This is a genomic window from Streptomyces finlayi (assembly GCF_014216315.1).
GTDB classification, from domain to species: domain Bacteria; phylum Actinomycetota; class Actinomycetes; order Streptomycetales; family Streptomycetaceae; genus Streptomyces; species Streptomyces finlayi_A.
On the sequence record NZ_CP045702.1, the window covers coordinates 4,867,459 to 4,882,766 of the forward strand.

Genomic DNA, 15,308 nt, shown 5'->3' on the forward strand with positions numbered 1-15,308 from the left:
CCGTGTTGACGCGCCGGCCGGGCGCGGTGCCGTGCCTACTTGACGGCGCCCGCCATCACCCCGGACACGAACTGCCGCTGGAACGCGAAGAAGACGGCCAGCGGAATCACCATCGAGACGAACGCTCCGGGCGCGAGCACATCGATGTTGTTGCCGAACTGGCGCACCTGCTGCTGGAGCGCCACGGTGATCGGCGGGGACTCGGAGTCGGCGAAGATCAGCGCCACGAGCATGTCGTTCCACACCCAGAGGAACTGGAAGATGCCGAGCGAGGCGATCGCGGGTCCGCCCAGGGGCATCACCACCCGGGTGAAGAGCCTGATCTCACCCGCCCCGTCGAGCCGGGCGGCCTCCAGGAGTTCGCGGGGGATCTCCGCGAAGAAGTTGCGCAGCAGGAAGATCGCGAACGGCAGCCCGAAGGCCGTGTGGAACATGATCACGCCGAAGGTCGTCTCGAAGAGGCCGATGACCCCGAAGAGTTCGGAGACCGGGATCAGGGCGACCTGGACCGGCACGACCAGCAGCCCGACGACGATCAGGAACCACCAGTCGCGACCGGGGAACTCCATCCAGGCGAAGGCGTATCCGGCGAGCGAGCCGATCACCACGACCAGGAACGTGGTCGGCACGGTGATCATCACCGTGCTGAACAGGGAGTCGGTGATCACCGAGTTGTCCAGCAGGCGCTGGTAGTTGGAGAACGTCAGCTCGGAGGGGGCCGTGAAGATCTTCCACCAGCCGGTCGCCGCGATGTCGTCGGCGTCCCGCAGCGAGGAGAGCAGCAGCCCGATCGTCGGCATCAGCCAGAACAGGGCCACCAGGATCAGGAAGACCCGCATCACCCCGCCGCCCGCCCGGGCGGCGAGCCGCGCACCGAGGGACTGCTTGGCCTTCACCGTCGGCACTGTGGTCACCGGCGCCCCTCCTTGCGTATCCGGCGGATGTTGAACAGCATCACCGGGATCACCAGCAACAGCAGGAGTACGGCGATGGCGCTGCCGATCCCCAGGTCGGCGTCCGTGCCGAACGAGGACCGGTACAGCTGGAGCGCCAGTACGTTCGCGTCGTCCTGCGAGGACCCCGGCGCGATGATGAACACCAGGTCGAAGATCTTCAGGACGTTGATCATCAGGGTGACCAGAACGACCGCGAGGACCGGGGCGAGCAGCGGCACCGTGATCCGGCGGAACACCTGCCACTCACTGGCACCGTCCACCCGGGCCGCCTCCAGCAGTTCACGCGGCAGACCGGCCAGGCCCGCCGCGATCAGCACCATCGCGAAGCCCGCCCACATCCAGATGTAGCTGCCGATGATCCCGGGCGTCACCAGGGACGGACCGAGCCAGTCGACGCCGTTGTACGGCTCCGCGAAGTTGGACGCCGGCAGCCGGACCTGGGCGCCGTCCGCCGAGGCGGGCAGGGTGAACGTGCCGTCCGCGCCCGCTGTCGCCGACGCGATGACCTTGCCGTCCCTGACCGCCTCGACCTTGATGCCCTTGAGGCCGAGCTCCTTGGGATCGACGACATTGGGTGTGCCGCCGCCGCCCTTGGTGAAGTCCAGCCAGGCGGTGCCGGAGATCTTCCCGTCCCCGCCGCCGGCCGCCTTCGCCGGTGCGGCGTCACCCGGCATCTTCGCCGGGGCCACGCCGACGAGCGGGATCAGGACCGGCTCACCGGCCCTGACCGGCTGCTTCGTCACGAACGAACCGCCACCGCCCGCCTTCAGCGGATGCGCGGGCAGCGGATGCGCCTTGGGGAAGCCCGACGACTCGGCGAACGTGTCGTGCACCCCCACCCATACGGCGTTGGCGACCCCGCGCTCCGGGGCCTGGTCGTACACCAGCCGGAAGATGATGCCCGCGGCGAGCATCGAGATCGCCATCGGCATGAAGACGATCAGCTTGAACGCCGTGCCCCAGCGGATGCGTTCGGTCAGCACCGCGAAGATCAGGCCGAGCGCGGTGGAGACCGTCGGCGCGAGCACGACCCAGACCGCGTTGTTCTTGACCGCGGTACGGATGGTGGCGTCGCTGAACAGGGCCTTGTAGTTGTCGATCCCGGCGAAGCCCGTACCCGCCTGGTCGAAGAAGGACCGGTAGACGGAGTAGATGATCGGGTAGACCACGAGGGCGCCGAGGAGGACCAGCGCGGGCAGCAGGAACACCGCCGCGACGAGCTTCCTGGTACCGGTCACACTCCTGGCCGGGCGACGGGGTGGACGCTGGTCGGCGGGGGGCACCACCGCGGTGGTGCCCCCCTTGGCCGCTTCTCTCATCCCGTCAGCTCTTGAACGCCTTGGCCGCGTCGGACTCCAGCGTCGCTTGGGTCCCCGCGATGTCCTTCGGGTTCTTCAGGAAGTCCTGGAGTGTCTTCCACTCGCCCTTCCCAGGAGTGCCGCCGAACGACTGCGGCGCCTGGTCCGACATGTCGAACCGGACGTCGTCCCCGGCCGCGACCAGCGCCTCGGCCATCGTGCGCTGTACGTCGTTCGGATACGCGGCCGCGTCCAGGCCCTTGTTCGGCGAGATGAATCCGCCCGCCTCGGCCCAGATCTTCGCCGCGTCGGTGGAGGCGAGCCAGGTCAGCAGCGCCTGCGCGCCCTTGCTGTCCTTCAGCGCCACCGCCGCGTCGCCGCCCGTCACCACGGGGGACTCGGCGCCGACCGCGGGGAAGGGGAACACCTTGGCGTCCGTCCCGATCTCGGCCTTCGTCTGCGCGATGTTGATGGAGACGAAGTCGCCCTCGAAGACCATGGCGCCCTTGGGCTGGTCACCGCCGGTGAACGTCTGCGTGACGGACGCCGGGAACTCGGTCTGGAGGGCGCCGTCCGCGCCGCCCGCGATCAGGCTCGGCTTGCCGAAAAGCTGGGCGAGGGTGGTGAGCGCGTCCTTCACGGACGGGTCCGTCCACTTGATCTCGTGCTGTGCCAGCTGGTCGTACTTCTCGGGTCCGGCCTGGGAGAGGTAGATGTTCTCGAACCAGTCGGTGAGGGTCCAGCCGTCCGCGCCGGCGACCGAGACCGGGGTGACACCGGAGGCGGAGATCGTCTCGGCCGTGGCCAGGAAGTCCTTCCAGGTCTTCGGCTCGCTCGCGCCCGCGTTCTCGAACGCCTGGGCGTTGTACCAGATCAGCGACTTGTTCGCGGCCTTGAAGTACACCCCGTACTGGGTGCCGTCCACCGCTCCGAGGTCCTGCCAGACCTGTGCGTAGTTCTTGCTCAGCTGGGCCTTCGCCTCGGCCCCCACCGGCTTGGCCCACTTCTTCGCCACGGCCTGCTGGATCGCCCCGACCTGGGGAATCATCGCGACGTCCGGCGGCTGGCCTCCCGCCACCTTCGTACCGAGGAAGTTGACGATCGGGTCCTGGGCCGGGACGAAGGTGACCGTCGCTCCCGTGCGCTTCTCGAACTCCTCCAGCACCTTGGTGAAGTTGGCCTGCTCGGGTCCGGTCCACACCGCCGCGACCGAGACCTTCTCGCCGTCCAGTTTCGGCAACACGACACTCGACGGGCTCTGGCTGTCCTTGGCGGAGCCCTTGCCCGGCTTGTCCTTGCCGTCGCTGTCGCCACCGCAGCCGCTGAGGGCCAGTGCCCCGACCGCGGTGCACACCAGTGCGGCCCTACGCATACGAAGGGTTGTGCGCATCCCTGCCCCGTCTCTCCTGCGCGCATGTGCGAGGAGCCCCCGCTCGAATCCCGCGGGGTCCCCCGTGCGCATGGCGTGTCTTCATTGCGTACACGTCGTTCGTGCGCACAGTCCTACGCCCGGGGCGCGGGCGCCGCAATACCGTGATCAGCCCCAACCAGGGGATCGTTGTGGGCTCGTGACGTGCGGTCAGTAAGCAGGCGGCCTGATCGAGGCCGTGGAGTCAGGAGGGGAAGGGGAGGAGCGGGGGCAGTCGTTCCGCGTTCACCGAGCGGGCCGCTCGCTCCAGGGCGCTGGCCAGCAGCGCCAGGTCCGTCGGTCCGTTGCCCAGTTCCCGCACGGGACGCCGGGTGGGCGGATCGCCCATCCGCTCCCACTCCAGGGGGACGACGGTGGGGCGCAGGGTCGCCGTACGGGGAATGCGGCCGGTGACCCGGCCTCCCTGGAACGGGGTGACCCGGCCGTCCGGATGCCCCAGCCTGCCCCGGCCCGGGGCAGGTTCGTCCGGGGAGGGCGGCACGGCCGGTGCGTCGAGGATGATCCGCAGCCGCGCCCCGCGGGCCAGCTCGGTGTCCTCCGTACGGTCCGGGCGTGCGGAGGTGGCGACCAGGTGGACGCCGAGCCGTCCGCCGTCCCTGGCGACCGCCTCCAGCGCGCGGACGACGGAGCCGGCGGCCGGGCGGCCGGGGCTGCCGAGCGCGGGGGCGACCAGGGCGTCGAAGTCGTCGGCCAGGACGACGAGCCGGGGCAGCGGCGAGGGGCCGGGGTCGGTGGTCCGCGCGGAAGGCCTCAGCCGCAGGGTTCCGGTGGCCGGTGAGTCCAGGTCGCCCCGCTGCTCGCCGGCGCTCGGCGGGCGCTGGCCCACGATCCGCTGCCCCACCCCGTGCCGTGCGTGCCACTCGGCGAAGTCCAGCGGGCCGAGCAGCTCGGCGCGGCGCTTGAGCTCACCGCCGAGTGACTGGGCGAACTCCCGCATCCGCACGGGATCGGAGGCCACCAGGTGCGTGAAGACGTGCGGGAGTTCGGTGCAGGGGCCGAGCCCCTCACCGCGCTCGTTGCCCGCCCCGTCGATGAGCAGGATGCCGAGCCGGTCGGGCCGCGCCGCGGCGGCCAGTGAGGCGGCGACGGCCCGCAGCAGCTCGGAGCGCCCGCTCCCTGCGGGGCCCTCGATCAGCAGGTGCGGTCCTTCGTCGGCCAGATCGACGCTGAGGGCCCCCCGGGGCCCGGCCCCGAGCACGACGACGGGCCGCCCGGCGTACACCGCCGACCCGCCCGGCCCCCGGCTCTCGGTGCCGGGGTACGGCGTACGGCCGGAGTCGCGGGTGTTCGGGTACGGGGTGCGCTCGGAGTCGCGAGTGCTGGGGTAGGGGGTGTGCTCGGAGTCGCGGGTCTCGGTGCCCGGGTACGGCGTACGGCCCGAGCCGCTGTCCGTGCGCGGATACGGCGTGCGGCCCGAGCTGTGGGCCGTGCTGCCCGGGTACGGGGTCCGGCCCGAACCGGAGCTGTCCCGTTCCGGGGCTGCGCGCTGGGCGCCCACCCGGGCTGCCGTGCTGACCGTGCGGCCCGAACCCGGGGTGTCCAGTTCCGACGCCGAGGGGCCTGGCGGGGCCGCGGGGCGCGGTGACGCACCCGGCTGCTCCTCCGCCGTGGAGGCCCAGCGTGCCATCAGCGACGCCGGGGTGGCCCTCGCCAGCCCCAGCTCGTCCAGCAACCGGGCGGACGGCGGGAGCGCCGCGGACGCCGGGCGGCCCGGCAGGGCCACCGAGCCCTCCTCGCGCAGCGGGGCCAGGGCCCGTCCGAACCGCTCGGCCCAGGCCACCGACACCGCGTCCACGGCCGCCACCGTGCCGTTGCCCGCCGTCTGCCCGCCCGCCGTACGCAGCAGGCGCAGCGCGGTCGCCACATCGCCGCTCAGCATCGCGACGGCCCCGCACTCCCGGAACGCTGTCGAGGCCCGGCACGCGGCGTCGTACGTCGCCGTCACCGGAGACGTGGGTGAGGAGGCCGGTGTCTCGGCGAGGCAGATCAGATGGATACCGGCGGCCGCCCCCGAGCCCGCCAGCCTGGCCGTGGTCTCCCGCAGCGCCGCGGAACCGGGGTCACCGTCGACGATCACCACGGTGTACGGACCCGTGTGCAGCCGGGCGGCCTCCGTGACCGCCGACCGGTCGACGCTCGCCCAGCCGGGACCGAGCGGCCCCTCGTCCAGCCGGCGCACCAGCTCCCCGGTGCGGGCCGTGGCCTGCTCCCGGTCGTACGCGAGAAGCAGTCTGCAGTCCTGTCCGTGCATCGGCCGCAGGTGCGGCAGCCACCCGAGCCACGCCCACTCCCGGCGCCGCTCGTCCGCACCGCGTGCCCGGTCCGTGCTGATCAGCACGATCTCCAGGTCGAACGGGGAGTGCAGCGCGGCGAGCTGCGCCACCGTCGACCGGGCCAGTCCGGCCAGCCGGGACCTCGGACCCGCGAGGCCGAGCGAACCGGCTTCCCGGAGGCACACGGTCACCGGAACGGCGGGCAGGTCGGCCCGGTCGGTCGTGCCCAGCCGTACGACGAGCGCCTCGGGATGCGCGGTGTCGCGCTCCCACAGGCGCGGGCCAGGACCAAGAGCGGTCAGCAGTACCGCCGCAGGGTCGGGCCAGGTGCCCGCCGGGGCGGTGGAGCGCACAGGCGGCGAGGAGGGAGAGGAGGACGGGGAGAAGGGGGAAGCGGCGGCGCGGGCGTTGTCCGTCCGCTCCGTCGTGTCGTGGGCGGCCTCGCCCCTGCCGCCTGCCAGCCGCCTGGCCCACGCGCCTATGCCGCCGCGCCTGGGCGGCTCGTCCGCGAGGTGGCGGGTGCCGTGCCCATGGGTGACGGCGGGGCTGTAGCGGTCGTCGTCCTGCACGTCGTCGTGTCCCGCCGGTCCCGGGCCGCCCCGGGGGGAAGCCCCGCCGTACGTGTGCGCCGAACCGTCCCCGTCCCCGTACCCGTGCCCCTCGTACTCCGCTTCCCCGTGCGCCGTCCGTTCCTGGGCGTGGGTGACCGATGCCCGGTTCACCCGCAGGTGGCCCTCGCCGTCCGGGGCTGTCGGCAGTGTGGGCCCACGGGTGCCCGAGGTGAGCCGGAGCGTCGATTCGCCGAGCCGCAGCAGCGCGCCCGGGGTCAGCCGGACCGGCCGGTCGTGGACCTCCGTACCGTCCAGGGAGGTGCCGTTGGTCGAGCCCAGATCGGTCACCGAGACGCGGCCGTCCTCGGAGACCGTGACCGCGCAGTGCAGGCGGGAAACGTCCGGGTCGTCGAGCGGGACGTCCGCGTCGGCCGAGCGGCCGATCCGGATCTGCCCGCCGTGCAGCAGATGCACCCCGCCCGCGTCGGGTCCGGCGATCACATGCAGATGCGCGGGAACGGCGTCGTCCGCCGCCTCGTCCTCACCGGGTACCTGGAGCGACAGCACCGCGCCGTCCACCAGTGGGGGCTCACCCAGCGCGATGCGCTGCGCGTCGAGCCGCTCGCGCCCGGCGAACAGCACCACCGCGCCGCCGCCCATGGAGCTGTCGGGCCCGGAGACGGCCGAGGCCAGCCCGGAGGCGACGGCGGCGAGAGCGGTGCCTGCGGGTGCGGTGACCAGCACATCGCAGGCGCGCGCCGGGGTCGGGTTCTGGCCGCTGCGCGGCGCGAGGACGGTCAGCCGGATCTGCATCGCCGTCAGCGGTCCCTTCTGCGCGGGCGCCCGGCAGGGGGAGACGGCCTGTGATTCCCCCCACCCGGCACGGACGCGTCGTCCGGTACAGGTCGTCACGTACCGCGGGGCTCCCGACCCCACAGTTCCGTGCTGGAGGCATCCTCGCACCTGCCACTGACAACACGCCCGGGGGTCATCACTAAGTGATCTTGAATGGTCGGCTGTGGACCCAAAAGTGCCTGCTTGGGCCTGGCCCTGCGTCCCCGAGGGGCAGTTGCGGCACTGCGGCAAGCCGTTCTGTACGTCTGTTCGACAACCATTCGCGTGTGGTTCGCGTCTTCACCCCCACACACTCCAGGACACACAGGACACGGCAGGAACACGACCGCAAGACGACCGGCCGACGGCCCGTTCGGCGGCATTAGAGTGGGCCGCACATCCGGGCAGGCCCGGCGGACGGCAAGCACCACGATCAGCAGGGAGCGCATGACGTGCGGCCTGTAGGCAGCAAGTACCTCCTGGAGGAGCCGCTCGGACGCGGCGCCACCGGCACCGTCTGGCGAGCCCGCCAGCGGGAGACCGCGGGCGCCGAGGCGGCCGTCGCGGGCCAGCCCGGCGAAACCGTCGCGATCAAGGTCCTCAAGGAGGAGCTGGCCAACGACGCGGACGTCGTGATGCGGTTCCTGCGCGAGCGCTCCGTGCTGCTGCGGCTCACCCACGAGAACATCGTGCGCACCCGGGACCTGGTCGTCGAGGGGGATCTCCTCGCCCTCGTCATGGACCTGATCGACGGCCCGGACCTGCACCGTTACCTCCGCGAGAACGGCCCGCTCACCCCGGTCGCCGCCTCGCTCCTCACCGCCCAGATCGCCGACGCGCTCGCCGCCAGTCACGCCGACGGCGTCGTGCACCGCGACCTCAAGCCCGCCAACGTGCTGCTCGACGAGCGCGACGGCCGGATGCACCCGATGCTCACCGACTTCGGCATCGCGCGGCTCGCCGACTCCCCGGGCCTGACCCGGACCCACGAGTTCGTCGGGACGCCGGCCTATGTGGCACCGGAGTCCGCCGAGGGCCGCCCGCAGACCTCAGCCGTCGACATCTACGGCGCGGGCATCCTGCTGTACGAGCTGGTCACCGGCCGTCCGCCGTTCGCCGGCGGCACCGCGCTCGAAGTCCTCCACCGGCACCTCAGCGAGGAACCGCGCCGCCCCACCACGGTTCCCGCACCGCTGTGGACGGTCATGGAGCGCTGCCTGCGCAAGGACCCCGACCAGCGGCCCAGCGCCGAGAACCTGGCCCGGGGACTGCGTGCCGTCGCCGCCGGCATCGGCGTACACGCCAACTCCGCCCAGATCGCGGCGGCCGACGGTGTGGGGGCCCTGCTCGCCCCCGACCCGGCCCCCGCAGCGGTGCCGGAGACCCTGGGTGCGGCCGACCCCACCCAGGTGCTGCCGAGCAACGCGGGCTCGTACGACCCGAACGCTTACGACCCTGCGGCCGCCACCAGCGTCATGCGGCAGAGCCCCGGACCGAACCAGGGACACGGCCAGGGACACGGCCAGGGAGCGGGCGGCGCCGACCCGACGTCCGTCATGCCGCCCGTCCCGCCGCGCCCCGACGGGCCTCCGGAGCCCGACGGCCCGCACCCGTGGCAGTCGCAGCTTCAGGCGGCGCGCGACCGCAACGAGCAGACGCAGATCCAGTACCTCGACCCGAACGACGACCCGTTGCGCCGTCGGCCCCAGCGCCAGCAGCAGCCGCCGCAGCAGCAGCAGCAGCGGCAGCCCCAGCGCCAGCAACGTCAGCAGCCCCCGCAGCACCAGCAGTACCCGCCGCAGCAGCCCCAGCGCTACCAGCAGCCCCCGCAGCAGCACCAGCCTCAGCAGCGCCAGCAGTACGCGCCGCCGCAACAGCCTCAGCAGCCCCAGCCGCCGGCTCCGCGCCAGCCGAGGCAGCCGAGGCAGCGCAGTTCCAACCCGATGCGCATCCCGGGGCTCGGCTGTCTGAAGGGCTGCCTGTTCACCGTGGTGCTGCTCATCGTCGCGAGCTGGCTGATCTGGGAACTCACGCCGCTCCAGGACTGGGTGGCGCAGGGCAAGGGCTACTGGGAGGCGATCGGCGACGCGATCTCCACCGTGACGGACTGGGTCTCGGAGCTCGGCAATGCAGCCGACAGCGGCGAGAACGTCGGCAACTGACGCCGGAGAGCAGCGATTCTGTAGCTATGTCGACTTCTACGGGGCAATTTCGCCCGTAGAAGTGGAGGTTGGCGCCATCCAGGGCACGCAGTACCCCGATCGCCGCGTAACTTTGTCGATCGGGGGTCCAACGCCAGCCGCTGAGGGAGCAGTCTTGGCACGGAATATCGGCAGCCGGTACACCGCCCACCAGATTCTGGGGCGCGGCAGCGCCGGCACGGTGTGGCTCGGCGAGGGGCCGGAAGGCCCCGTCGCCATCAAGCTGCTGCGGGAGGACCTCGCGTCCGACCAGGAGCTCGTGGGCCGCTTCGTCCAGGAGCGCACCGCCCTGCTCGGGCTCGACCATCCGCACGTCGTCGCCGTCCGCGACCTCGTGGTGGACGGCACCGACCTGGCGCTCGTCATGGACCTCGTACGCGGCACGGATCTGCGCACCCGTCTCGACCGCGAACGCAGGCTCGCCCCCGAGGCGGCGGCCTCGATCATCGCGGACATCGCCGACGGCCTGGCCGCAGCGCACTCGGCCGGGGTGGTCCACCGCGACGTCAAGCCCGAGAACATCCTCCTCGACATGGAGGGCCCGCTCGGCCCCGGCGGCTCGCACCCGGCCCTGCTCACCGACTTCGGCGTCGCCAAGCTGATCGACACCCCGCGCCGCACCAAGGCCACCAAGATCATCGGCACGCCGGACTATCTGGCTCCCGAGATCGTCGAGGGCCTCCCGCCGCGCGCCGCCGTCGACATCTACGCCCTCGCTACGGTGCTGTACGAGCTCCTCGCGGGATTCACGCCCTTCGGTGGCGGCCACCCCGGCGCCGTCCTGCGCCGCCACGTCACCGAGACGGTCGTCCCCCTCCCGGGCATACCGGAGGAGCTCTGGCAGCTCCTGGTCCAGTGCCTGGCCAAGGCGCCGGCCTCCCGGCTGCGCGCCTCCGAGCTCGCGGTCAGGCTGCGCGAGCTGCTCCCGCTGCTGAGCGGCATCCCGCCGCTGGACGTGGACGAGCCGGACACCGAACCGGAACCGCAGACCTACGACGAGCAGCAGTACACCCCGGCCGCCGAGGAGCCACGCCGCCGCGGCGCCGTCCCCCTCGTGCCCGGCTCCTCCCCGGACTCCAACCGCGACACCCACACGAGCATGCGCGTCCCGGCCCCCGACGAACTGGCCGGAGGCCCGCTCGGCACGGCACGGGCCCCGCGCGCTCCCGGCCGCCCGCGCCCCGGCTCGGCCCGCAACAAGTCCGCCGCTGTCCGTAAGCGACGTATCACGCTGGGTGTGGCAGCGGTCGTCCTCGGCGCGGCCGTCGGCGTCGGCAGCTGGCTGGCCGCCGGGGGCGACGACGCGGGCGCCACCCCCCAGGACACCAGGAACTCGGCGCCCGCATCGCCCTAGAAAGCTGCTGAAGATCTTGTGTGGGGGCTGTCCGGCCGTGGGCCGGGCGGCCCTTTCGCTATGCGGTGGGCGGGGTGAGGGCCCAGGTGTCGCCGGTTCGGGTGAGTCCGAGGTGGATCAGTCGGCGGAGGTTGAGGGCTGCTGCGCGGTGGTGGAGCCAGGTGTCGTTCTTCAGGACGCCGCGGTAGGGCACTCTGCGGTTGCCCCGTGCGACGAGCCAGGCGATGGCCCGTTCGACCGGTGGCCGCCAACGCCGGTACTCGGCTTGCCAGCCGGGGCTGGTGGCAGCCTCGTCACGGGCGGCCTTGAGCAGGTCGTACTTGGCGTGGACGGTGAAGACCCGGCCGGTCTTGGACTTCGTGCAGTGTTCCCGCAGCGGACAGCCGGTGCACAGTTTCTTGAACTGGGCCTGGCGTTCGCCGCCCCGGCGGACCTGGCCAAGGGGAACGGTGTGTCCGGCCGGGCAGGTGACCTGCCCGTTCGTGGTGTCGACGTCGAAGTCGTCGGCGGTGAAACCGCCGGGGACGGCCGGCCGCAGCGGTGGTGGCTTGAGGACCAGGTGGTGTCCCTGCTCTTGCAGGTGCTCGCGTAACTCGCCGGTGCCGTAAGCGGCATCGCCCAGGACTGTGACCGGGGATTCCTCGTCGGCGAGGAGATCCCGGGCGACGGCTGCCTCGTGGTTGTGGGCTCCGCTGCCGGCGGTCAGCGCGACCTCGGTGAACAGCCCTTCCTCGGGCTCGAACGCCACATGGGCACGGAAACCCTCCTGGTGGCGGGAGCGGTTCTTGTGGATGTGCCGGGCCTCGGAATCGACCGTGGAAACGGTGCGGTCGTAGACCGTGCGACGGGCGATGCGCCACCGCCCGTCCCGCCCGTCGGAGCCGTCGACGGGTTCCACGTCCTGCCCGGCGACCAGCGCGAGAAGGCCGACCGCGTGCGCCGCAGCCTCTCCCAGCTCCTGCTCGGGCAGCCGGCCCAGCAGGTTCAGTGCGTCGGTGACCAGGGCATCGACCAGATCGGCGCGGGCCTGCTCGTCGTTCCAGACGATCTTCGGTTTGCCCGGATCGGTGTAGTCGTGGGCGGTGCACCACCGGTCGGCGACCTGCTGGGCGCCCGGGACCTCGCGGACCACCCGGCGGACCGCGGCGACCAGCTGAGTGACCGTGTCCTGGGTGGCGACCGCGTCGTCCAACACCGTCGAGTCCAGCGCCCGGCGCTGCTTCCCCTTGAGCACACCGGTGGCCGCGACGACCTCCCTGACCTTCGCGAACAGCCGGTTCGGGTCACCGGAGCGCTGCAGTCGACGACGGAAATACGTCAACAATGACGGATCAAACGCAGTGTCATGCAGCCCGAGTCCGCACGCGGCCTTCCAGCGCAGATCGCAGCGCAACTCCTGCACCGTCTCGAAATCCGAGAGCCCGTGCAGGCTCTGGAGCACCACCGTGGCGGCCAGCACCTGCGGCGGCAACGAGGGACGCCCGTTCGTCGAGGGATACATGTCCGTGAACATGGCACCGGGGAAGATGACCTCGCGATGCTCAGCCAGAAACGCGAACACACTCCCGGCCGGGATCAACTCCCGGCACGTCTCCCACACGTCCTCGCCGACGCTCTCCCCAGCCCATTCCCCCTGCATGAACACAAGACTGGCCCCACTCCACCCGGAGCGGGGCCAGAACCCAATATTTTCAGCAATCTTCTAGGTCCTGTCTGGAGTTCCCCCGCGGCGTCGCGGCGTCGCGGCGTCCGGCACCGCCGCCTCCGGCGTTGTCGTCAGTCGCGAGGGCTCCGCCATCGCTCCCTCCTCCGCCTTGGATTCGACGGCACCGGACGCCGCTCCCTCTCCCGCGCTGGAACTCCAGACAGGACCTGGCCCCGCAGCGGAACGGGCACGAACCGGGGCGCGCTTCCGGGCGAGGGACAGCTTCACTCGTCCAGCCGTTACGCTGGACCCGTGGCAGTCGTCGATATTTCCGAAGAGCTGAAGTCCCTCTCCTCCACCATGGGGTCGATCGAGGCCGTCCTGGACCTGGACACGTTGAGGGCGGACATCGCCGCGCTCGAGGAGCAGGCTGCGGCGCCGTCCCTCTGGGACGACCCGGAGGCCGCGCAGAAGATCACGAGCAAGCTTTCGCATCTCCAGGCCGAGGTCCGCAAGACCGAGGCCCTGCGTGGCCGTATCGACGATCTCGGCATCATGTTCGAGCTCGCCGAGGACGAGGGCGACGCGGACGCGCTCGCCGAGGCCGAGACCGAGCTGGAGTCCGTACGCAAGGCGCTGGACGAGATGGAGGTCCGCACCCTTCTCTCCGGCGAGTACGACTCGCGTGAGGCGCTGGTGACCATCCGCGCCGAGGCGGGCGGCGTCGACGCCGCAGACTTCGCCGAGAAGCTCCAGCGCATGTACATCCGCTGGGCCGAGCGGCACGGCTACAAGACCGAGGTCTACGAGACGGCGTACGCCGAAGAGGCCGGCATCAAGTCGACCACCTTCACCGTCGAGGTCCCGTACGCGTACGGGACGCTCTCCGTCGAGCAGGGCACCCACCGGCTCGTCCGGATCTCGCCCTTCGACAACCAGGGCCGCCGCCAGACGTCCTTCGCGGGCGTCGAGGTGCTGCCGGTGGTCGAGCAGACCGACCACATCGAGATCGACGAGTCCGAGCTGCGCATCGACGTGTACCGCTCCTCGGGTCCCGGCGGCCAGGGCGTCAACACCACGGACTCCGCGGTGCGCCTGACCCACCTGGCGACCGGCATCGTCGTCTCCTGCCAGAACGAGCGCTCGCAGATCCAGAACAAGGCGTCCGCGATGAACGTCCTCCAGGCGAAGCTCCTCGAGCGCCGCCGCCAGGAGGAGCAGGCGAAGATGAACGCGCTCAAGGGTGACGGCGGAAACTCCTGGGGCAACCAGATGCGTTCGTACGTCCTGCACCCGTACCAGATGGTCAAGGACCTGCGTACGGAGTTCGAGATGGGTAACCCCGAAGCGGTCTTCAACGGCGAGATCGACGGCTTCATCGAGGCCGGTATCCGCTGGCGCAAGCAGAGCGAGAAGTAGCCCCACGCACTGAGCAGTTGAGCCCGGCCGGCCGCCCGCCGCCCGGGCTCTTCCGTGTTCCGGCAAGGGGAGTTGGGGGGACGGCGTGGCGAATGCGTCACAGTCGTGGTTCCGAATGCCTGTCAAGAACCCACATATTGGTGCGCATTACACGAAACGGCCTTGACGTAATCCTCAAGTCTGGACAGGGTGCTTGAGCAGCATGCGTATGTCCGGGCACGGGTGCGAACGGGGGCGGGCGGGATGGTCACGGCACGAAGTGGCCCTGCCGAGAGCGCAACCCCGCAGGGCCGTGGACCCGCATATGGCTGCTCCATATTCAGATTTCGGCTACTGGGGGTAGCAGCAGATGACCAAGAAGACGCGAGTCCGCGTCGCGCGGATAGCCGCAGGTGCGGTAATCGCCGCGGGCGCCTCGCTCACCGCTGCCGGTGCGGCACAGGCCGTCGGTATCGGTGTTGATGTCGCCGGTCTCAGCGTGAAGGCCGAGGCCGACGAGAGCGGTGTCGAGCTCGACGCCGGTCTCGGCCTCGACGGCGAAGGCACGGCCGGTGGCGGTGATGTGGCCGGTGGCGGTGATGTTGCCGGTGGTGGTGATGTTGCCGGTGGCGGTGACGTCGCTGGTGGTGGCGACGCGGCTGCTGCGGCGGGTGGCGGTGACGCTGCTGCCGCGGGTGGTGGCGACGCTGCTGCTGCGGCGGGTGGCGGTGACGCTGCCGCTGCCGGTGGTGGCGACGCGGCTGCCGCTGCTGGTGGCGGTGACGCTGCTGCCGCGGGTGGTGGCGACGCTGCTGCTGCGGCGGGTGGCGGTGACGCTGCCGCTGCCGGTGGTGGCGACGCGGCTGCCGCTGCCGGTGGTGGCGACGCGGCTGCCGCTGCTGGTGGCGGTGACGCTGCCGCTGCCGGTGGTGGCGACGCTGCCGCTGCGGCGGGTGGCGGTGACGCCGCTGCTGCTGGTGGTGGCGACGCGGCCACGGGCGGTAACAGTGGCAACGGCGGCAACAGCGCCGGGGGCCAGCAGGCCGGCGGCACCGGTACGTCCGGGACCTCCGGTTCCGGCACCGACGGCGGCGCGGGCACCTGCACCGTCGACCTCGACGGCGCCGAGTGTGTCGACAACACCGACACGGACAGCGTCGGCAACCAGCCGGTCGAGCAGGGCAAGGGCAAGGACGAGCTCGCCGAGACCGGTGCGGCCGAGACCACGTTCCTGCTGGTCGGCGCCGCGACGATGATCGCCGGCGGCATCGGCTTCCGGATTCTTCCGCGCCTGGTGAACGGCCGCACGGCCGCCTAAGGGCGATCAGCGGTACGAACGTACAGAGGGACCCGGCCCGCCCAAGCGGAC

General features: G+C 71.6%; 9 protein-coding genes. 4 read left to right on the forward strand and 5 right to left on the reverse strand.

Annotated elements, in window-relative coordinates; genetic code table 11:
• Positions 1-35: 35 nt before the first annotated feature.
• From F0344_RS22425 to F0344_RS22440, 4 genes are all read right to left on the reverse strand, one after another.
• A complete protein-coding gene (locus tag F0344_RS22425; protein WP_185300511.1) occupies positions 36-914 on the reverse strand; it encodes a carbohydrate ABC transporter permease in 879 nt (292 codons plus the stop codon).
• The gene (locus F0344_RS22430; RefSeq protein ID WP_185300512.1) at positions 911-2,275 is read right to left on the reverse strand and encodes a carbohydrate ABC transporter permease; all 1,365 of its coding nucleotides are present in this window, start codon (positions 2,273-2,275) and stop codon (positions 911-913) included. The genes F0344_RS22425 and F0344_RS22430 overlap by 4 nt, the downstream gene beginning before the upstream one ends.
• Positions 2,276-2,279: 4 nt before the next feature.
• Entirely contained in the window at positions 2,280-3,644 is a 1,365-nt protein-coding gene (locus F0344_RS22435; protein WP_185300513.1) for an ABC transporter substrate-binding protein, read from the reverse strand.
• 223 nt (positions 3,645-3,867) lie between these two features.
• On the reverse strand, positions 3,868-7,320 hold the full coding sequence (locus F0344_RS22440) for an FHA domain-containing protein (RefSeq protein ID WP_185302832.1): 3,453 nt from the start codon (positions 7,318-7,320) through the stop codon (positions 3,868-3,870).
• A gap of 473 nt (positions 7,321-7,793) precedes the next feature.
• Here F0344_RS22440 and F0344_RS22445 point away from each other — a divergent pair, with 473 nt between their 5' ends.
• Both F0344_RS22445 and F0344_RS22450 read left to right on the forward strand, forming a co-directional pair.
• Positions 7,794-9,503 carry a serine/threonine-protein kinase gene (locus tag F0344_RS22445; protein WP_185300514.1) on the forward strand — a complete coding sequence of 570 codons (1,710 nt, stop codon included), beginning with the start codon at positions 7,794-7,796 and terminating at the stop codon, positions 9,501-9,503.
• Positions 9,504-9,657: 154 nt separating this feature from the next.
• Positions 9,658-10,896 carry a serine/threonine-protein kinase gene (locus F0344_RS22450; RefSeq protein WP_185300515.1) on the forward strand — a complete coding sequence of 413 codons (1,239 nt, stop codon included), beginning with the start codon at positions 9,658-9,660 and terminating at the stop codon, positions 10,894-10,896.
• Positions 10,897-10,954: 58 nt separating this feature from the next.
• Here F0344_RS22450 and F0344_RS22455 read toward each other — a convergent pair whose 3' ends face one another.
• Positions 10,955-12,535 carry an IS1182 family transposase gene (locus F0344_RS22455; protein ID WP_185298508.1) on the reverse strand — a complete coding sequence of 527 codons (1,581 nt, stop codon included), beginning with the start codon at positions 12,533-12,535 and terminating at the stop codon, positions 10,955-10,957.
• A gap of 318 nt (positions 12,536-12,853) precedes the next feature.
• Between F0344_RS22455 and prfB the strand changes: the two genes are divergently transcribed.
• A complete protein-coding gene (gene prfB, locus F0344_RS22460; protein ID WP_185300516.1) occupies positions 12,854-13,960 on the forward strand; it encodes a peptide chain release factor 2 in 1,107 nt (368 codons plus the stop codon).
• A gap of 349 nt (positions 13,961-14,309) precedes the next feature.
• Positions 14,310-15,257, forward strand: a complete 948-nt coding sequence (locus F0344_RS22465; RefSeq protein WP_185300517.1) for a hypothetical protein — start codon at positions 14,310-14,312, stop codon at positions 15,255-15,257.
• Positions 15,258-15,308: the final 51 nt, after the last annotated feature.

Bases quoted from the DNA above. Each gene is read 5' to 3' on its own strand.
- F0344_RS22430 (WP_185300512.1), bottom strand. From the start codon at position 2,275: ATGAGAGAAGCGGCCAAGGGGGGCACCACCGCGGTGGTGCCCCCCGCC.
- F0344_RS22435 (WP_185300513.1), bottom strand. From the start codon at position 3,644: ATGCGCACAACCCTTCGTATGCGTAGGGCCGCACTGGTGTGCACCGCG.
- F0344_RS22440 (WP_185302832.1), bottom strand. From the start codon at position 7,320: ATGCAGATCCGGCTGACCGTCCTCGCGCCGCGCAGCGGCCAGAACCCG.
- F0344_RS22455 (WP_185298508.1), bottom strand. From the start codon at position 12,535: ATGCAGGGGGAATGGGCTGGGGAGAGCGTCGGCGAGGACGTGTGGGAG.
- F0344_RS22465 (WP_185300517.1), top strand. From the start codon at position 14,310: ATGACCAAGAAGACGCGAGTCCGCGTCGCGCGGATAGCCGCAGGTGCG.